The sequence below is a fragment of the Streptomyces sp. NPDC031340 genome (genome assembly GCF_055569945.1).
In genome coordinates, this window is record NZ_JBVIIE010000030.1 from 92,439 (window position 1) to 109,626 (window position 17,188).

Below are 17,188 nucleotides of genomic sequence, written 5' to 3' on the forward strand. Positions count from 1 at the left end.
GGCGCGGGGCGGGCCGCCGGGCTACTCGCCCTGGGTGAAGGTGCGCCGGTACTCGCTGGGGGTGGTGCCGAGGATGCGCTGGAAGTGCAGTCGCAGGTTGGCGCCGGTACCGAGACCGACGTCGGCGGCGATCTGCTCCACGCTCCGCTCCGAGCGCTCCAGCAGCTCGCGTGCCAGGTCGATGCGGGCGCGCATGACCCACTGCATCGGCGTGTACCCGGTGTCCTCGGCGAACCGCCGGGAGAACGTGCGTGGCGACACCGCCGCGTGCCGGGCCAGCGACTCCAGGGTGAGGGGCTCGCCGAGCCGGTGCAGCGCCCACTCGCGGGTGGCGGCGAACCGCTCGCCCAGCGGCTCGGGCACGCTGCGCGGCACGTACTGCGCCTGGCCGCCGCTGCGGTAGGGGGCGGCGACCAGGCGTCTGGCGGCATGGTTGGAGGCGGCCACGCCCAGGTCGCGGCGCAGGATGTGCAGGCACAGGTCGATGCCCGAGGCGGCGCCGGCGGACGTGAGGACGCTGCCCTCGTCGACGAACAGCACGTTCTCGTCGACCTTGACCAGGGGGTGGCGCGCCGCCAGTGCCCGCGCGTAGTGCCAGTGCGTCGTGGCGCGCCGGCCGTCGAGCAGGCCGGTGGCGGCGAGCGCGAAGGCGCCGGTCGAGATGGCGGCGAGCCGTGCCCCGCGCCCGTGTGCGGCGATCAGCGCGTCGACGACGTCCCGCGGCGGGTCGTCGCGGTCGGGGAACCGGTAGCCGGGGACGAAGACGATGTCGGCCCACTCCAGCGCGTCGAGACCGTCGGCGACGTAGTACGACAGCCCGTCCCCTCCGGTCACCGGGCCGGGCGCCGCGCCGCACACCTTCACCTCGTACGGCATGCTCCTGCGCGTCGTGAACACCTGCGCGGGGATGCCGACGTCGAGCGGTTTCGCCCCTTCGAGGACGAGGACGGCGACACGGTGGAGACGGCTGGCTGACACGCCGACCAGGGTACGAGGACCCGGCGGCCCGCCCTGTCGCCGCCGGGAACGGCGGTTCGGACGGGCCTGCCGGGATACCCGTGGTCATGCACACACATTGTCACCCTTCAGAGGTGAGCATCATGGCAACATCTCCCAGGTCATCGATGGAGACGCATCCCGACATCGTCGACATGCGGCTCCGTCACGAGATGGCCGAGCGCACCACCAGCACGCCCCGGGGGCAGGCCGTCGAGTCGCTGGCACTTCTCACCGGCCTGTACCTCGCAGCGTCTCCCTGGATCGTCGGCTTCAACGGCATCACGACGCTGGCCGTCACCAACCTTCTGGTCGGCATCGGCTACGCGCTGACGATGAGCGGGTTCGGCCGTGCCTACGAACGCACCCACAGCATGGCCTGGGCGGCCTGCGCCCTGGGTGTGTGGACCATCGTGGCGCCCTGGGTGGTGGCCGGCAACGCCAGCACCACCAAGACGATCATGAGCAACGTCATCACGGGTGCGGTGGCCCTGCTGCTGGCGCTGGCCGCCAGCGCGGCGGTCCGGGCCGCGGAGTCGAGCGGGACACGGCGGAGCAGGTCGAGGCCCTACGCCTCGGACAACGACTGATCGGCTGATCGGCTGATCGCCCCGCCGGACCGTTCGCGCCCGGCCGCCGGACCGCGGCGGCCGGGCGCACCCGTGCACGGACATGCCATGAGCCCGGTCACGGGCGCCGGGCGGGCTGTCGTGCGCGGGGACGCGGGAGCGGGTGAGGGCCGCGGACCTCCGTGGCCGGGCACACGGGTGCCGGCCACGGAGGCGGAGGTGTCCGGCCGTACTACGGCGCGGAGGGCAGCCCTCGCGGGCGCCGCGTCAGGAGGAGCGGCGCGCGCGGCGGGACATGAAGAGCGCGCCGGCTCCGAGGGCGACCACCACGGCCGCGCCCCCGGCGATCGGGCCGACGGGCGCGCTGGAGCCCGTCTCGGCCAGCGGCGGCCCGCTGTCGCTGGGCGACGGCTTCGGCGTGGCGGGCGGGTTCGACTCCATCGGCGGCACGTCGGAGTCGGTGGGCGGAGTGGTGGACGGCGCGGGGGTGGCCGGCGTGGTCGTCTCGGCGGGGGGCGTGCTGTCCGCGGGGGTGGTGGGCGTCGCGGGCGTGCTCGGCGCCGTCTCGGACGGGGTGGGCGAGTCGGGCGTTACCGGGGTTTCGGGGGTTTCCGGGGTGCACGCCTTCTCGCCGCCGTTCCAGGCCGCGATGAGGTGGTACGGCGTGACGACGTTGCCGGGCTGGTAGGGGGCCGGGCCGTGGCCCTCGCCCGTCTTGCCGTCGTAGCTGACGTCGTCGCCGTACAGGTCTATCTGGCCGTAGCAGGTGGGCGACTTGACGGTCAGCTTCTGCCAGGTGCGCTTGGCGTCGCCGCTCGCGACGTCCGCGGCGCCGAGGTAGACGGTGGCCTTGTCGACCAGGGTCTGGTGGCCGGAGGTGAACCAGTCGGGACCCTCGGTGGTGTATTCGGCGAGGGACACGGGGTACTTGCAGTCCTCGGCCACGTTCTGGCCCGGGGCCAGGCGGACCTCGACGGTCCCGGGCACGGTGTCCCAGGCGTGGAATCCGCCCTGCGAGGTCCAGTCCGCTCCGACGACGTTCCCGTCGGCGCCGACGATCCGGTACTGGACCGTGGCGGACTGGCACTCCGCGCCCGTGGTGGCGCTCGCCGTGCCCGCTCCGGCGATGGGCACGACGGCGGCGGCGAAGGCGGTCGCCACGACGGCGGCAGCGGTCCTTGATTGTTGCGTACGCGACAAAGTATGCCTCTGAAGAAATGGGGGTGTGGGAGGTGGCATGCGTGGTGGCGGGCGCGGGCCGACCATGGCGGGGCAGCGCGACCGAATCACTCACGTCGCTTCGCTCAGTGGAGTCACGGCGAAGCGAGCTGAATTCTTGTCACCTTTCACAACTCCCGTCAATCCTGCACCAGTCCAGCACTTGCGGAAGCTGTTCCACCACGGGCCGGACGGGTGGCAAGATCACCTCCATGAGCGACGACCGGCACAGGGACGACTGGCGCAGGGACCGGATCGGCAGCGCGCTCCGCGGCACGAATCCGACGGTGCTGCGGAGGCTGGACGCCGGGTTCGCGGTGATCGGGGACGTCCAGTTCCTGCCGGGCTACTCGGTGCTCCTGGTGGACGATCCGGCGGTACAGCGGCTCTCGGACCTCCCCCGGCCCAGGCGGTCGGCCTTCCTCTCCGACATGGACCGGCTCGGCGAGGCGGTCGAACGCGTCTGCGCCCGCCTGGACCCCGCCTTCCGCCGCGTCAACCTGGAGATCCTGGGGAACACCGATCCGTTCCTGCACGCCCACGTGTGGCCGCGCTTCGCCTGGGAGCCGGCCGAGCTGGCGGGCAGGCCCGTATGGCTGTACCCGCCGGAGCGGTGGCGAGAGGCCCGCTACGCGCTCGGCCCCCGGCACGACGCCCTGCGGGGCGCCATCCGCGAGGAGCTGGACCGGCTCACGGCCGTCTGAGGAGAACGTCCGAGGCCCCAAAGGAATGGTGGCCCCATGGCTGAGGACGGAAGGTCCCTACTGCGGGGTGCGAGGTGGGCGGGAGAGTGGAGGCCGGGCGTGTCCCACACCGTACGGAGTCCTCGATGAGCAAGCAGGCCCAGTCACCGCCGCCCGGCGACCGGCCGACGCCGACCGCGCCGCCGCCTCCGCCTGCCTGGCGGCACTGGCTGTGGCCGCTCGCGATCATCCTCGTCATCGGGATGTGGGTGGCGCTGCCGCAGCTCGGCTCGATCCGGTCGGAGAAGACGAACCTGACCTACACGCAGTTCGTCGGCGACGTCGACCACGGCAAGGTCAAGTCCGTCACGATCGACAGCGACGGCAAGGCCAGCGGCACCCTCACCGACGGCGACAGCTTCACCACCGTCGTCCCGGTGCAGCTCGCCGGTGACCAGCTGCTGAACCGGCTGGAGAAGAAGAAGGTCGAGGTCACCGCGTCCCAGCCGTCCTCCTCGCCGTCGTTCGGCTCCCAGCTGCTGTCCTGGATCCTGCTGCTGGGCCCGTTCCTGCTGATCATCTGGTTCTGGCGCCGCCTGTCGAAGGGCGGGGCCGCGCAGATGACCGGGGCGCTCGGCGGGGTCGGCAAGTCCAAGGCGAAGGTGTTCGACGCGGAGCGGCCCAGCACCACGTTCGCGGACGTCGCGGGCTACGAGGGCGCCAAGGCCGAGATCGCCGAGGTCGTCGACTTCCTGCGGCGGCCCGAGCGCTACCGCCGCGCCGGGGCCATGGCACCGCGCGGTGTGCTGATGGTCGGCCCGCCCGGCACCGGCAAGACACTCCTGGCGCGCGCGGTCGCGGGCGAGGCGGACGTGCCGTTCCTGTCGGTGGCCGGATCGAGCTTCGTCGAGATGTACGTTGGTGTCGGCGCCGCCCGTGTGCGGGACCTGTTCGCCGAGGCCCGCAAGCGCGCCCCCGCGATCGTCTTCGTCGACGAGATCGACGCGCTCGGCGGCCGGCGCGCCGCGGCCGGCTCGGTCGTCTCCAACGACGAGCGCGAGCAGACCCTCAACCAACTCCTGTCCGAGATGGACGGGTTCGAGGCGTCCGAGGGCATCGTCGTGCTGGCCGCCACCAACCGGCCGGAGATCCTCGACCCCGCGCTGCTGCGGCCCGGGCGCTTCGACCGCCAGACCGTGATCCCGCTGCCCACCCTGGCCGAGCGCGCCGCGATCCTCGCCGTCCACTGCGAGGACAAGCGGCTCGGGCCGGACACCGACCTGGAGGTGGTGGCGCGCGGCACGCCCGGCTTCTCCGGCGCCGACCTCGCGAACCTCGCCAACGAAGCCGCCATCTTCGCCGTGCGCGACGGCCGGGAGATCCTCTCCGCCCGGGACTTCGACGCGGCCCGGGACCGGATCCTGCTCGGCCGCCGCGAGGGCTCGAACGTCCTGCTGCCCGCGGAGAAGGAGGCCGTCGCCGTCCACGAGGCCGGGCACGCCCTGGTCGCCGCGCTGTCCCCGAGCGCGGACCCGGTCGCCAAGGTCACCATCCTGCCCGCCGGCCAGGCACTCGGCGTCACCGAGCAACTGCCGCTGGTGGAGCGCCACTTGTACGGCGAGGACTACCTCACGCAGACCCTCGCGGTACGGCTGGGCGGACGCGCCGCCGAGCTGGTCGTGCTCGGCCAGGGATCCACCGGGGCCGCCAACGACCTCGCGGGAGCCACCGAGCTGGCCACCAAGATGGTGCGCGAGTTCGGGCTGTCGCCCGAGGTCGGCCCCGTGGGGTACCCGCAGGGCGGCTCGGTCTTCCTCGGCGGCTCGGGCACGCCCATGAGCAGCCGCCCCTTCGCGGAGGCCACCCAGGCCGCCATCGACGGCGAGGTGGCCCGGCTGCTGCGCGAGGCCGAACGGCGGGCCGTCGAGCTGCTGACGGAACACCGCGCGCAGCTGAGGCAGTTGGCGGACGTGCTGCTGGTCGAGGAGACCGTCGACGGCTCAGCCGTCTACCGGCTGCTGGGCACCGAGGCCCCGAGTGCGCGTCCCGCGGGCGAGACCATCGCGCCCCGCCGCGTGTCCGTGACCAAGGAGGCGGCCGCGCATCGGAGCGGCCGCCCGCCGGCCGAGCCCACGCCCACGCCGGGCGCGAGCCGGCCCGGCCGTCCGGCCGACACGGCGGCGCCCGCGCCGCCCGCCCGGGGGCGGGCGGCGCACGCCGAACCCACCCCCGGCCCGGCCCGGGACCACCCCGGCCCCCCGCCGAAGGCCGCGCCATGACCCGCCCCGGCCTCCCCGGCCCCGGCGGTGGCGGGATGCGCCCGGGGGCCGTACGGCGCCGACGGCCGACGGAGGTCGTGGGCGCAGCCCGGCACGAGGCGCCGCCACCGCATGTACCGGCCGCCGGGAGCCGGCCGCTGCGTCCACCGCCTGTTCGCTGCGCACCACAGGGACGATGAAGGTGCCGGGCGACGAGACGGGACGGTGTCCGGAGCCGCCGGACACCCCTGGCCCGGCGTCGGCCCGACCACCCGGGGCCGTGCCGTCGGCCGGGCGGCCGCGGTGGCAGGTGTGGGCCTGGTGGGGCGGGCTGGCCGCGTTCGTCGCCCTCGCCGCGGTGGCGGCCGCCTCGCACCGCCACGAACTGACCGGCGCCTCCGAACTCCTGACCCACGTCAGCCCCGTGAAGCTGACGGTGGCCGCGGCGCTGGAGGCGGCGTCGTTCCTCGCGCTCGCGTCCCTGCAGAGGTGGCTGCTGCGCCGGGCCGTGGTGCGGCCCGGCCTGGGCACCATGACGGCCTTCGTGCTCGCGGCCAACGCGATGGCCGGTGTCATCCCGGCCGGCTCCGCCCTGTCCGTGGCGTGGGCGATCCGCCAGCTGCGCCGTCGGCAGATCGGCCTGGCGCTCGGCGTCGCCATGCTGGCCGTGTCCGGCGCCCTGTCCGCGCTGACCCTCGCGTTGCTGCTGGCCGTGGGCGCGCTGGTGGCGGACCCCGCCGGTCCGGCCCCGGGACTGCGCTCCGTCATCCTCGTGTCGGCGGCGGTGCTGGCCACCGTGACCGTGGCGGCCGTCGTGCTCACCCGCTCGTCCGCCACGCGCAGCGTGCTGCGGCACGCCGGGAACCGCGTCGCCGGGAACCGGCCGGCCTGGCGTCGGCTCGGGAAACTGCTGTCCGAGGTCCTGCACCAGGCCGAGAGCATCCAGCCCGGCCTGCGGCACTGGGCCCGCCCGTTCGCCCTGGCGTCGCTGAACTGGGTGTGCGACGCCGCCGCCCTCACCGCCTGCCTGTGGGCCCTGGACATCGACGTACCGTGGCGGGGCATCCTCGTCGCCTACGGACTGACCCAGATCTCCATCAGTCTGCGCCTGACTCCGGGCAGCGTCGGCATCGCCGAGGCCAGCCTCGGCACGCTGCTCGTCGTCCAGGGACTGCGCGCCGACCAGGCGATCGCGGCGGCGCTGCTGTACCGCATCGTCAGCTTCTGGATGCCGCAGCCGATCGGCTGGGCGAGCTGGCTCCGCCTGACCCTGCAGAACCCGCACGGTCCGGCGGGCGGCGGGGTCAGCGCGGTCCGAAGCGCATCTCCCGGGGGCTCACCCCGAAGCGCCGGCGGAACGCCGTGCTGAGCGCGCTGGCGGAGGAGAAGCCCGTGGCGTAGGCCAGTTCCGTGATCGTCATGTGGGCGCAGCTGCCGCACTGAAGACGATCGCGGACCAGCCGCAGGCGCTCCTCGCGTATCAGGTCACGCGGAGTGGTGCCCGCCCGCTGCAGGGCCAGCTGAATCTGGCGCAGTGACCAGCCGAGCGCGTGGGCCATGGAGGTACCGGTGAGCCCGGGCTCGGCGGCGTGGGCGCGGACGTAGCGGCGCACCATCGCCTCCACCTCGGCCAGATGCCCCGGCGCCTCGGGGCGCTCGTCGCCCACCACGAGCATGCACAGCAGGTCGACGACGCGGTCGGCCACGGCGTCGAACTCCGGGTCGGTGAGCGAGTACCGCTCCTCGTACATGTCGTTCAGCACGGAATTCACCACCCGGCCCAGACCCTTGGTCAGGTCGACACCGGCGGCCGTCGGCGACGTCCGGCTGAGCCGTCCGTCGATCTCGCGTGCGGGGATGGTGAAGATGAACGCCCGGACGGAGGCGTCCTGCAGGCACTGGAAGGGCGTCTGGAAGTTGAGCAGCGTGCCGGCGCCCGGCCCGACGACCGCCTGCTCGCCGTCGTAGCGCATCACGATCCGCCCGCTGAGCGGAATGAGGAAGCGGTAGTCCTCGTCGGGGTCCTGCCGTATCTGCTGGAGGGTGCGGTGGTACTCGATCTGGTCCGAGCGGTACCTGACCAGCTGGTAGTTGTTGCTGCGCTGGCGGACCGTCTCCCCGTGGAAGTCGTCGAGCCGCGCGTACCGATAGCCCATCCGGGACTGGTACGACGCTATGTGCTCGCTCCAGAAGTCGGCCCTCTCCTGTGCACCCACGTCAACCGTGGTCTGCTCTTCCACGACGTAGCTTCCCGCGGGCAACGCACCCCTCCGTTGCGGCGTGTGGCGACGACACGCACAGGCAAAGCTCTGGCCCATGCGAATACCGAGAGTTACTTGGCGGCAGCCTAGTGCAACTACCCACCCGGAAAGCACCCCCGGAAGGACATTGGCATATGCCAAAGGGAAGTCGGGCGGGGGCAGTTGGGCGTGGGACCGATGCGTCCGATGCGTTCGGTGGGACCGGCGGGGCCGATGCGTCCGGTGCCAACTTCTGTGCGCGTACCGGCAAGTACGCCGCCCGGTGCGCCGCTAGCGTCATGCGACTGTCAACGCATGCATGTCAACCCATACCCATGCCCGCCACAGAGGACTCCATGACCGAACAGATAGCGGAGGCGGTGTCGTGGTGCCTGGGCCTGTGCCTGTGCGCCGTCACCGTGCTGCTGGTGCGGCAGCGCGGCATCACCGCGCTGCAGCGTCGACGGAACGCCGAACTGTCGGACGGCCTGCGGGCGCGCGACGAGGAACTGCGCCACCTGGTGACGGTCCGCCTGCCGGCCGTCGAGGACGTCTCCCCCGGGCCGGCCCCCGCGGCCGGCCCGCTGGACGCCCGTCTGGACGGCACGGACTTCGCGAAGTGCCTCGACGCCGTCCTGGACCGCTTCTCCCAGGCCGTCGAGCACGCCCGGTCCCGCGCCGACCAGTCGGCGAAGGCCGCCCTGAAGGCGTCCATGCGCTCCATCCAGGCCCTGGCCAACGAGCAGCAGGTGTCCATCTCCGAGATGCAGGACCGCCACGACCACCCCGACGTGCTGCGCGACCTGCTCGAGATCGACCACACCAACGCCCAGTTCGGCCGCCGCGCGCAGGCCATCGCCGTCCTCTGCGGCTCCTGGCCGGGCCGCCAGCGCGCCGCGTCCGCGCTCGTCGAGGTGGTCCGCGGCGCCACCTCGCGGATCCGCGACTACCGGCGCGTCCGCATCCACGGCGAGGTGGACATCGCCGTGGAGAGCCGCGCCGTCGAACCGGCCGTGCTCGCCATCGCCGAACTGCTCGACAACGCGGCACGCCACTCGCAGCCCAACACGAACGTCGAGGTCACCCTCCAGAGCGTGCACAACGGAGCCTGCGTGGTGATCGACGACGCGGGGGTGGGCATGGACGGCCGGGCCACCGAACTCGCCGCCGAACTGCTCTCCGGCGGACGGCCGGTGGACGTCACGCGGCTCGGCGACCCGCCGCGGTTCGGCTTCGCCGTGATCGGCGTGCTCGCCGAGCGCTACGGCTTCAGCGTCTCCGCCGACACCCTCTCCCCCTACGGCGGTGTCCGTGCCGTGGTGTTCCTGCCGTCCGCGCTGCTGACGCACCCGGACACCGTCCCGCGGCCCGCCGTGACCGCCGCCGCCCAGGCCACCCGCACCACCGGGCCCGGGACGGGGACGGGGACCGGGACCGCGGCCGCCCCAGGCCCGGCGCCCCGCCCCGAGCCCGCAGCGACGGCCGCATCGGCCGCGAGGACCCCGACGGCCGAGCCCGCCGCGACGGCCGCCCGGGAGGCGGTGCCCGGCGCCGCACCGGTCTCCGACATCGACCCCGCCCGGCCGACCACCTCCGGGGGCCTGCCCAAGCGCCGCCGCCGGTCCGTCCGCGCCGACGACGCCGGACGCCCGGCCGCGCCGGCCGCTCCGGCGGCGGAGGCCGGCGGCCGTTCCGCCGAGGAGCACGCCCGGCGCATGGGCGCCTTCGCCCGCGGCACCCGCTTCGGCCGGGACGCCCGGCACACCACCCAGGAAGACGAAGGGAACACCCACGAATGACCGGGCCCACCAACAACGAGTTGGGCTGGATGCTGGACGACGTGCTGAAGGTGCCGGAGGCGCTGCACGCGATCCTGCTCTCCGCCGACGGCATGCTCCGCGCCTGTTCCAAGGACATCGGCCGGGACGACGCCGAGCGGCTCGCCGCGGGCCTGTCCGGCGTGCAGTCCATATCCCGCAGCACCGCCGAGTTCACCGGCACCCCGCACACCCCGTGGCGGCAGACCCTCATCGAGTTCGGGCACGGCTACGTCTTCCTGGTCGCCGCCGGCGAGGGGGCCTACCTCGCGGTCTCCACCACCCAGGACGTGGACATGGAGGCCGTCACCTACCGCATGCACAAGCTGGTCGACCGGCTCGGCAAGGAGCTGACCAGCCCCGCGCGACAGGACGCCGGCAGTCCGGCATGACCCCGCGGCGACGCCCCGACAGGCTGGTGCGGTCGTACGTCGTCACGGACGGCCGCGCCCATCCCACCCGCAACACCCTGGACCTGGTCACCCTGCTGATCGCCGCCGACGATCTGCCGCTGGCCGGGCTGAACCCGGAGAAACGCCGGCTCATGGAGCTGTGCCGGCCGGGGGCGCTGTCCGTCGCCGAGGTGGCCGGCCACCTGGCGCTGCCGGTCAGCGTCACCAAGGTGCTGATCGCCGACCTCATGGACAGCGGCCACATCGTCACCCGCGCGCCGGTCCCGGCCGCCCGGCCGTCCGACCTCACCATCCTCCAGGAGGTGCTCGATGGGCTCCGCGCCCGCCTCTGAAGACCGCTATCTGCGGCCCGGTGTGCAGACCGCCGTCAAAGTGCTGATCGTGGGTCACTTCGCGGTCGGCAAGACCACCTGCGTCGGGGCGCTCTCCGAGATCCGTCCGCTGCGCACCGAGGAGGTCATGACCGAGGCGGGTGCCCTCGTCGACGACCTGGCCGGCCTGAACGACAAGACGACCACCACGGTCGCCCTGGACTTCGGCCGGCTCACCCTCAACGACCACCTGGTGCTCTACCTCTTCGGCACCCCCGGCCAGCAGCGGTTCACAGAACTGTGGCAGGACATGACGCGCGGCGCGCTGGGGGCCCTGGTGCTCGCCGACACCCGGCGGCTGAGCCAGTCCTTCGAGGTCATGGGCGTGCTGGAGGAACTCGGCCTCCCCTACGCCGTCGCCCTCAACGAGTTCGACGGCGCCCCCCGGCACGAACTGCACGAGGTCCGCGAGGCCCTCGACCTGCTGCCCGAGACGCCGCTCGTGCGCTGCGACGCCCGCGACCGGATCTCCTCCACCCGGGCGCTGATCTCCCTCGTCGAGTACCTGATGACCCTCCCCGCTTCCCGGCTCCGCCCGAGCGGGGCCCCCGACGGCCGACTGGAGCACGTGTGAGCCCCGAACCACCCCGGCCCGCCGGGCCCGCCGCCGGGCTGCCCCGCCCATGCGGCCCTGCACGGGCCCGAGTTCGCCGCCGACCCGGCCGCCGTCTACCGGCGGCTGCGCCGGTACGGTCCGATCGCCCCGGTCGAACTGGCGCCCGGCGTCGAGGCGTCGCTCGTCCTCGGCTACCAGGCCGCCCTGCACGTGCTGCGCAGCCCCGAGACCTTCTCCAAGGACCCCCGCCGCTGGCAGGACCTGGCCGACGGCACGGTCCCCGCCGACAGCCCGGTCGTGCCGATGATGATGTACCGGCCGAACGCGCTGTGGACCGACGGCGCGGAGCACCGCAGACTGCGCGGCGCGATCACGGACAGCCTGGCCCGCGTGGAGCCGAACACGCTGCGCGGATACGTCGAGACCAGCGCCGACACCCTCATCGACCGGTTCGCGCCCGCCGGCAAGGCCGATCTCCTCGGCGAGTACTCCCAGGTCCTGCCGCTGCTGGTGTTCAACCACCTGTTCGGCTGCCCGGCCGAGTACGGCGAGCGGCTCGTGCGGGGCATGTCCGGCATCTTCGACGGGGTCGACGCGGAGCAGGCGAACGAACTGCTCGTCACGACCCTGTTCGAACTGGTGACGCTGAAACGCCGGCAGCCCGGGCAGGACGTGACGTCCTGGCTGCTGGCGCACCCCGCCGGACTCACCGACGAGGAGATGGTGCACACCCTCGTCCTGCTCATGGGCGCGGGCACCGAGCCCCAGCAGAACCTGATCGCGAACAGCCTGCGGCTGCTGCTGTCCGACGACCGGTTCGCCGGCGACCTGTCGGGCGGCAGCCTGCCGGTGGAGGACGCCCTCGACGAGGTGCTGTGGCACGACCCGCCCATGGCCAACTACGGCGTGCACTACCCGGTGCACGACGTGGTGTTCGAGGGCGTGGCGCTGCGCCCGGGCCGGCCGATCGTGGTCTCGTTCGCCGCGGCGAACAACGACCCGTCCCTGGCCACCGACCGTCGTACGGGCAACCGCGCCCACCTGGCGTGGAGCGCGGGCCCGCACACGTGCCCGGCGCAGAGTCCCGCCCGGCTGATCGCGGCGGCGGCGGTGGAGAAGCTCCTGGACCGCCTTCCCGACCTCGAACTCGCGGTGCCCGCCGAGGATCTCCTCTGGCGGCCCGGCCCGTTCCACCGGGCGCTGGCCGCGTTGCCCGTGGCGTTCCCGCCGGCCCCCGTGACCGGGCCGGACGCGGGCGACGGGCCGCCGCCCGCACGGCGGACCCCCGTGGCGGCGGCACCGCCCGCGGGGCCGGCCACCGCCGCTCCGCCCCCCGCCGCTCCGCTCCCCGCCGTTCCGGCCGCCGCCGGGGCGCGGCGCGGCCTGGGGTCCCGGCTGCGGGGCTGGTGGCGCGGGGAGTGATCAGCGCAGGTGCACCGGGAGGGAGCGGTGACCGTTGGAGATGAAGGAATCCACCGGCTCCAGCTCCTCCCGGTCCACCGCGAGCCGCAGGTCCGGGAAGCGGTCGAAGAGCGCCGGCAGCGCGATCCGCGCCTCCAGCCGTCCCAGCGGAGCGCCCAGGCAGAAGTGCACGCCGTACCCGAAGGACAGGTGCTCCTTGTCGACGCGGGTGACGTCGAAGCGGTCCGCGTCGTCGCCGTACCTGCCCGGGTGGCGTCCGGCGGCGGCGTACGCGGCCAGGATCGCCTCGCCCTTGCCGATCACGGCACCGGCGGGGCCGCCGAACTCCTCCATCACCAGGTCCTCCACGGCGTACCGCAGCGGCAGGCTGGCGACCGGCGCCTCGACGCGCAGCGTCTCCTCGATCACGTCGTCCCAGGAGGCGCGGCCGTCGCGGACGAGGGCGAGCTGGCCGGGGTGGGTGAGCAGGGCGTGCACGGCGTTGTCGAGGAGGTTGACCGTGGTCTCGTGGCCCGCGCTGACCATCAGCACCAGGGTGTCGAGGAGTTCCTGCTCGCTGAGGCGGGTGCCGGCCTCGTCGTCGCGGGCCGCGATGAGGGCGGTGGTCAGGTCGTCGCCGGGCGACTCCCGCTTGAGCGCGACGAGTTTGGCGAGCGCGGCGTAGAACCGGGTGTAGATGTCGGTGACCTCCTCCGGGGTGGCGGAGGTGTGGAAGATGCCGTCCACGACGGCCCGCAGTTCCGCGCCCTGGTCCTCGGGCAGGCCGAACAGCTCGCTGATCACCTGGATCGGCAGCGGGTAGCAGAACTCCTCCCGCAGGTCGACGGCCCGCCCGTCCCGCCCGGCCCGCTCCACCCGGTCCAGCAGGTTCCGGGTGATCTCCTCGATCCGGGGCTGGAGCGCGGCGGTGCGGCGGGCGGTGAACGCCTTGGAGACCAGGGCGCGCAGGCGTTTGTGCTCACCGCCGTACGCGGTGAACATGTTCTGCACCGCCACCCAGGTGAACAGCGGCCACTCGGGGGCGATCTCGCCGTTGATCCAGCTGTTCCAGTGGCGCCGCGGGTCCTTGGAGACACGGGGGTCGGTGAGCAGGCGCCTGAGCAGGGCGGGGTCGCTGACGGCCCACGCCGCGACGCCGTCGGGGAGTTCGACCGGGGTCACCGGTCCGCGCTCGCGGATCCGGGCGGCCTCGCCGTGGATGTCCCGGCCCGTCGGGTCGATCACTAAGGGGTCGGGGTGACCCATCGCAGCCTCCTGGATGTTCCTGCGCCGATACGACCGGTAACGCTATGTCGCCGTCGCACGGCCGGACGAGATCCGGCCGTGCGTGCTGCGTACCGTCACAACTTCCGTGCGCGTGACCGCAAGTCGGCGGCACCGCGCCGGCCCTAGGGTCGGAACGTCGGACGGGAGGACCGGTGAGGGTGATGACAGGCAGCTGGGCTCCACGGTGGATGCCGCGGGACAGTCCCGAGGCGAAGCTGCTGGCCGCCGGCTACTGGTGGGACGCCGTCCGGGTACCGCTCGGCCTGGGCCTGCACGCGCTGCGACACCTGGGCGACGAGACGGGAGCCGTGATCACGGACGGCTACGGCCGCATCCTGTACTGGCTGATCCGGCCGGGCTCCGCAGCCGGCTGGAGCCTCGCCCCGGTGTCCGTCCTGACCTCGGGCTCGCACGTCGTCGTCCCGCCCCTGCATCGCACCACGGGCCCCGGCCCGCACTGGCACGTAGCGCCGTCCCGCGGCTGCGAATGGACCAGCGCGGCACGCCTGCACGCGGCCCTGAGCACCTGCCTGACCACCAGCACCTGCTGCCCGTCCTGACGCCTGACCCGCGCGGGCCCGCGGCTGCGTACACTGCGCCCGTGGACAAGGCGACAGAGCGCCTGGAAGCACCCGCCACGGATTCGGCTCCCGGCCTGCTCCTGCGACCGTGGCGTCCGGCCGACGCGGCCGCCCTGGTCGACGTCTTCCGCGACGACGCCCTGCGCCGCCGGCCGAGCGCCGCCGTGCGGGACGAAGCCGGCGCCGCACGGTGGGTGCGGGCCGTTCGAGTGGTGGATCGACGGGGCCGGCCGTAGCGTCGGGAGGACGGAGCGGCCTGCGTCACCGGGAGGGGTCATGCGTGTACGCGGACGGTGCATGGCGGTCGCGGTGTGCTGCGCGGCGTCGCTGGCGGCGGCCGGAGCGGGTCCCTCCGCCGCCGGGCCGGCCTCGGCGGGCGCGTCGGCCGGGCAGGCCGCGCGGCAGCGGCCGCGGCTTCCCGTGTTGGTCGACTGCCTCCGGCACCCCCGGGTACGTCCCGCCGGCTTCCTGCTCGCCTGCGGTGACGGCAACAGCCGCCTGACCGGGCTGCGCTGGTCCCGGTGGGGGGCGGGCTCGGCGACGGCCGAGGGCGTGAACGCGGTCAACGACTGCAAGCCCTACTGCGCGGCGGGCACCTTCCACTCCTATCGCGTCACCGTCCGGCTCAGCCGCCCGGAGCCCTGGGAGAAGCGTCCGCACGTCCGGCACTTCACCCGGCTGACCCTCGAGTACCACGGCGGCAGGCCGGACATCTACCGGCAGACGGTCACCCTGCCCCTGTGGGACTGACCGGCGGGCTCAGCCCTCCTCGGGCCGCCGGGCCTCCGGCGGCTCCCCCGCGGTGAGGTGCTCCAGCACCGTCACCAGTTCCCGGCAGGCCTGTTCCACCGACTTCCTGGTGTTGCGCTGCTCGGTGATCACGGCGGACAGGAGCAGGGCGGTCAGGGCCATGGAGCCGTTGAACAGCTGGAGCTTGATCAGGACCTCGACCCGGCTCAGATGCGCGAACGGGCCGTTTTGGTCCATCGCCGCGACGGTGGTCATGACGGAGGTGTAAAGGGCGCACAGCATGCTGCCCATGAGCTGGAACCGCAGGGCCGTCCAGATCAGCAGCGGGTAGACGAGGAACAGCACGCTGACGCGGTGGTAGCTGAACAGTGGCACGAAAACGCCGACCAGGATGGCCGTGCCGGCGGCCTCCCTCCACCGGGACATGTCCATGGGCCATCGCGTGTTGCGCAGCGCGAGGAGGACCGGGGTGACGATCAGGACGCCCATGGCGTCGCCCACCCACCATCCCAGCCACACGGTCCAGAAACCGCCCGCGGGGATCTTGTCCGTGAGCAGCAGGAGCACGGCGCCGCTGGTGGCGCTGATCGTCATCGCGGCGAACGCCCCCAGGAACACCAGTTCCAGGCCGTCCCGCAGGTGGGCGAGGTCGGTGTTGAAGCCGACGCCACGGAGCAGCAGGAAGGCGCAGACCGGCGCGGCGGTGCTGCCGAGCACCGTGCCGAGGATGCTGGGCTGCACGGAGGGGGCGACCGACGCGACGACGAGGAAGGCGCCGAGGGCGATGCCGAGCCAGCAGCGCAGGCCGAGCACCAGCAGGCAGGCCACCGCGATGCCGGTGGGGGGCCAGACGGGTGAGACGACCGCGTGCGCGGCGGCGAGGTGGCCCAGCAGCCCCAGCCGGCCGCCCAGGAAGTACGCGGCGGCCACGGCCAGCGTCTGGAGGACGAAGGCACCGGTCCGCCGCAGATCCTGGGTAGTCACCACAGTTGCCATCAGACACCGTCCTCGGCGCCGGGGCGAGGCGAGAGGCCCCGCACCGGGCCCTACAGCTGAATGCAGGGCCGGTCGTGGCCGACCACCAGGACGGCCGCGTCGTCCTCGTGGCCCACCCGCTCGGCCACCTTCAGCACGGCGTCGGCGAGCGCGCCCGCGTCCATCCCCGCGACCGCGGCGACGCCCGCGAGCCGCGCCACCCGGTCCAGGCCCTCGTCGAGGTTCAGGGTGGGCCCCTCGACCACTCCGTCGGTGAGCATGATGAAGACGCCGCCCGTGGTGAGCCGGTGCCGGGTCACCGGGTACCGCACCCCCGGCAGGACGCCGAGCGGGGGGCCGCCCCGGGTCTCGGCGACCCCGGACGTGCCGTCCGCCGTGGCCCAGATGTAGGGGATGTGGCCGGCCCGCGCGCTCTCCAGGACTCCCGTCGCCGGGTCGAGCCGCATGAAGGTGCAGGTGGCGAACAGGTCCGTGCCGAGGGACAGCAGCAGGTCGTTGGTGCAGGCCAGCAGTTCGCCCGGCTCGCCGGTGACGGAGGCGAGCGCCCGCAGGCCGACCCGGACCTGGCCCATGAAGGCGGTCGCCTCGATGTTGTGGCCCTGCACGTCGCCGATGGACAGCCCGATGCGGCCGTCGGGCATGGTGAAGGCGTCGTACCAGTCGCCGCCCACGTTGAGGCCGTGGCAGGCCGGCGCGTAGCGGACGGCCAGTCGGTAGCCGGGGACCTCGGGCAGGTCCCGGGGCAGCATGCCACGCTGCAGGGCGATGGCCAGCTCTACGCGGGAGCGCTGCTGCTGCGCGAGTTCGCGCGCCTGGGCAGTCAGCGAGGACAGCCTGGCCAGCAGTTCGTCCCCGTCGTCCGTCGGGCGCGTGCGGAACATGGATCACTCCGGTGAGGGCATCAGCCCCTTCAGGGTAAAACTCCCTCATATTAACCATTTCGGGCGACAGGGCGCGGGGGGGGGGGGGGGGGGGGGGGGGGGGGGGGGGGGGGGGGGGGGGGGGGGGGGGGGAGAGGGAGAAGGAAACGACAAACTGCGGCCTTTCCTACC

General features: G+C 73.5%; 18 protein-coding genes. 12 read left to right on the forward strand and 6 right to left on the reverse strand.

Going from position 1 to position 17,188, the window contains the following annotated elements:
- Window positions 1-21: 21 nt before the first annotated feature.
- Window positions 22-978 carry a GlxA family transcriptional regulator gene (locus ACZ5GT_RS23665; protein WP_469029176.1) on the reverse strand — a complete coding sequence of 319 codons (957 nt, stop codon included), beginning with the start codon at window positions 976-978 and terminating at the stop codon, window positions 22-24.
- A gap of 122 nt (window positions 979-1,100) precedes the next feature.
- Between ACZ5GT_RS23665 and ACZ5GT_RS23670 the strand changes: the two genes are divergently transcribed.
- Complete coding sequence (locus tag ACZ5GT_RS23670; RefSeq protein WP_469029179.1) at window positions 1,101-1,586, forward strand: SPW repeat protein; 486 nt, start codon at window positions 1,101-1,103, stop codon at window positions 1,584-1,586.
- A gap of 246 nt (window positions 1,587-1,832) precedes the next feature.
- Here the strand turns inward: ACZ5GT_RS23670 and ACZ5GT_RS23675 are convergent, their stop codons facing one another.
- The gene (locus tag ACZ5GT_RS23675; RefSeq protein WP_469029182.1) at window positions 1,833-2,726 is read right to left on the reverse strand and encodes an LAETG motif-containing sortase-dependent surface protein; all 894 of its coding nucleotides are present in this window, start codon (window positions 2,724-2,726) and stop codon (window positions 1,833-1,835) included.
- Between the two features lie 269 nt (window positions 2,727-2,995).
- Between ACZ5GT_RS23675 and ACZ5GT_RS23680 the strand changes: the two genes are divergently transcribed.
- From ACZ5GT_RS23680 to ACZ5GT_RS23690, 3 genes are all read left to right on the forward strand, one after another.
- Entirely contained in the window at window positions 2,996-3,487 is a 492-nt protein-coding gene (locus ACZ5GT_RS23680; protein ID WP_469029187.1) for an HIT family protein, read from the forward strand.
- Between the two features lie 125 nt (window positions 3,488-3,612).
- Window positions 3,613-5,745 (forward strand): ATP-dependent zinc metalloprotease FtsH, encoded by a 2,133-nt coding sequence (gene ftsH, locus ACZ5GT_RS23685; RefSeq protein ID WP_469029193.1) that lies wholly within the window; start codon window positions 3,613-3,615, stop codon window positions 5,743-5,745.
- Window positions 5,746-6,004: 259 nt separating this feature from the next.
- The gene (locus tag ACZ5GT_RS23690; RefSeq protein WP_469029199.1) at window positions 6,005-7,093 is read left to right on the forward strand and encodes a lysylphosphatidylglycerol synthase transmembrane domain-containing protein; all 1,089 of its coding nucleotides are present in this window, start codon (window positions 6,005-6,007) and stop codon (window positions 7,091-7,093) included.
- Here ACZ5GT_RS23690 and ACZ5GT_RS23695 read toward each other — a convergent pair.
- On the reverse strand, window positions 7,029-7,940 hold the full coding sequence (locus ACZ5GT_RS23695; protein WP_469029204.1) for a helix-turn-helix domain-containing protein: 912 nt from the start codon (window positions 7,938-7,940) through the stop codon (window positions 7,029-7,031). The genes ACZ5GT_RS23690 and ACZ5GT_RS23695 overlap by 65 nt on opposite strands.
- A gap of 380 nt (window positions 7,941-8,320) precedes the next feature.
- Between ACZ5GT_RS23695 and ACZ5GT_RS23700 the strand changes: the two genes are divergently transcribed.
- From ACZ5GT_RS23700 to ACZ5GT_RS23720, 5 genes are read left to right on the forward strand one after another with little or no spacing between them, the layout of a single operon-like run.
- Window positions 8,321-9,763 carry an ATP-binding protein gene (locus ACZ5GT_RS23700; protein WP_469029209.1) on the forward strand — a complete coding sequence of 481 codons (1,443 nt, stop codon included), beginning with the start codon at window positions 8,321-8,323 and terminating at the stop codon, window positions 9,761-9,763.
- Window positions 9,760-10,173: a roadblock/LC7 domain-containing protein gene (locus tag ACZ5GT_RS23705; RefSeq protein ID WP_469029212.1), complete on the forward strand. Its 414-nt coding sequence runs from the start codon at window positions 9,760-9,762 to the stop codon at window positions 10,171-10,173. Before ACZ5GT_RS23700 ends, ACZ5GT_RS23705 begins: the two co-directional genes overlap by 4 nt.
- Window positions 10,170-10,526 carry a DUF742 domain-containing protein gene (locus tag ACZ5GT_RS23710; protein ID WP_469029218.1) on the forward strand — a complete coding sequence of 119 codons (357 nt, stop codon included), beginning with the start codon at window positions 10,170-10,172 and terminating at the stop codon, window positions 10,524-10,526. Before ACZ5GT_RS23705 ends, ACZ5GT_RS23710 begins: the two co-directional genes overlap by 4 nt.
- Window positions 10,504-11,139, forward strand: a complete 636-nt coding sequence (locus ACZ5GT_RS23715; protein WP_469029224.1) for a GTP-binding protein — start codon at window positions 10,504-10,506, stop codon at window positions 11,137-11,139. Before ACZ5GT_RS23710 ends, ACZ5GT_RS23715 begins: the two co-directional genes overlap by 23 nt.
- Before the next feature lie 57 nt (window positions 11,140-11,196).
- Window positions 11,197-12,543 carry a cytochrome P450 gene (locus tag ACZ5GT_RS23720; protein WP_469029267.1) on the forward strand — a complete coding sequence of 449 codons (1,347 nt, stop codon included), beginning with the start codon at window positions 11,197-11,199 and terminating at the stop codon, window positions 12,541-12,543.
- On the opposite strand, the gene ACZ5GT_RS23725 is transcribed toward ACZ5GT_RS23720, so the two are convergent.
- A complete protein-coding gene (locus ACZ5GT_RS23725) occupies window positions 12,544-13,788 on the reverse strand; it encodes a cytochrome P450 family protein (RefSeq protein ID WP_469029229.1) in 1,245 nt (414 codons plus the stop codon). It abuts the gene before it with no gap.
- Between the two features lie 182 nt (window positions 13,789-13,970).
- On the opposite strand from ACZ5GT_RS23725, the gene ACZ5GT_RS23730 reads away from it, so the two are divergent.
- Genes ACZ5GT_RS23730 through ACZ5GT_RS23740 form a run of 3 tightly spaced genes read left to right on the forward strand, consistent with a single transcriptional unit; the run spans window position 13,971 to window position 15,140 of the window.
- Window positions 13,971-14,369, forward strand: coding sequence for a hypothetical protein (locus tag ACZ5GT_RS23730; protein WP_469029234.1), 399 nt, complete (start codon window positions 13,971-13,973; stop codon window positions 14,367-14,369).
- Between the two features lie 41 nt (window positions 14,370-14,410).
- Window positions 14,411-14,626 (forward strand): hypothetical protein, encoded by a 216-nt coding sequence (locus tag ACZ5GT_RS23735; protein WP_469029238.1) that lies wholly within the window; start codon window positions 14,411-14,413, stop codon window positions 14,624-14,626.
- A 40-nt stretch (window positions 14,627-14,666) separates the two neighbouring features.
- Window positions 14,667-15,140 (forward strand): hypothetical protein, encoded by a 474-nt coding sequence (locus ACZ5GT_RS23740; protein WP_469029242.1) that lies wholly within the window; start codon window positions 14,667-14,669, stop codon window positions 15,138-15,140.
- Between the two features lie 9 nt (window positions 15,141-15,149).
- Here the strand turns inward: ACZ5GT_RS23740 and ACZ5GT_RS23745 are convergent, their stop codons facing one another.
- Together ACZ5GT_RS23745 and ACZ5GT_RS23750 are read right to left on the reverse strand one after the other, a co-directional pair.
- Entirely contained in the window at window positions 15,150-16,136 is a 987-nt protein-coding gene (locus tag ACZ5GT_RS23745) for an MASE1 domain-containing protein (protein WP_469029247.1), read from the reverse strand.
- A gap of 50 nt (window positions 16,137-16,186) precedes the next feature.
- Window positions 16,187-17,017 carry a PP2C family protein-serine/threonine phosphatase gene (locus ACZ5GT_RS23750; RefSeq protein ID WP_469029252.1) on the reverse strand — a complete coding sequence of 277 codons (831 nt, stop codon included), beginning with the start codon at window positions 17,015-17,017 and terminating at the stop codon, window positions 16,187-16,189.
- Window positions 17,018-17,188: the final 171 nt, after the last annotated feature.

What these genes read in the sequence shown, in the direction of transcription:
- ACZ5GT_RS23670 (WP_469029179.1), top strand. Translation starts at nt 1,101, where the DNA reads ATGGCAACATCTCCCAGGTCATCGATGGAGACGCATCCCGACATCGTC.
- ACZ5GT_RS23680 (WP_469029187.1), top strand. Translation starts at nt 2,996, where the DNA reads ATGAGCGACGACCGGCACAGGGACGACTGGCGCAGGGACCGGATCGGC.
- ftsH (WP_469029193.1), top strand. Translation starts at nt 3,613, where the DNA reads ATGAGCAAGCAGGCCCAGTCACCGCCGCCCGGCGACCGGCCGACGCCG.
- ACZ5GT_RS23700 (WP_469029209.1), top strand. Translation starts at nt 8,321, where the DNA reads ATGACCGAACAGATAGCGGAGGCGGTGTCGTGGTGCCTGGGCCTGTGC.
- ACZ5GT_RS23705 (WP_469029212.1), top strand. Translation starts at nt 9,760, where the DNA reads ATGACCGGGCCCACCAACAACGAGTTGGGCTGGATGCTGGACGACGTG.
- ACZ5GT_RS23710 (WP_469029218.1), top strand. Translation starts at nt 10,170, where the DNA reads ATGACCCCGCGGCGACGCCCCGACAGGCTGGTGCGGTCGTACGTCGTC.
- ACZ5GT_RS23715 (WP_469029224.1), top strand. Translation starts at nt 10,504, where the DNA reads ATGGGCTCCGCGCCCGCCTCTGAAGACCGCTATCTGCGGCCCGGTGTG.
- ACZ5GT_RS23725 (WP_469029229.1), bottom strand. Translation starts at nt 13,788, where the DNA reads ATGGGTCACCCCGACCCCTTAGTGATCGACCCGACGGGCCGGGACATC.
- ACZ5GT_RS23730 (WP_469029234.1), top strand. Translation starts at nt 13,971, where the DNA reads ATGACAGGCAGCTGGGCTCCACGGTGGATGCCGCGGGACAGTCCCGAG.
- ACZ5GT_RS23740 (WP_469029242.1), top strand. Translation starts at nt 14,667, where the DNA reads ATGCGTGTACGCGGACGGTGCATGGCGGTCGCGGTGTGCTGCGCGGCG.
- ACZ5GT_RS23745 (WP_469029247.1), bottom strand. Translation starts at nt 16,136, where the DNA reads ATGGCAACTGTGGTGACTACCCAGGATCTGCGGCGGACCGGTGCCTTC.
- ACZ5GT_RS23750 (WP_469029252.1), bottom strand. Translation starts at nt 17,017, where the DNA reads ATGTTCCGCACGCGCCCGACGGACGACGGGGACGAACTGCTGGCCAGG.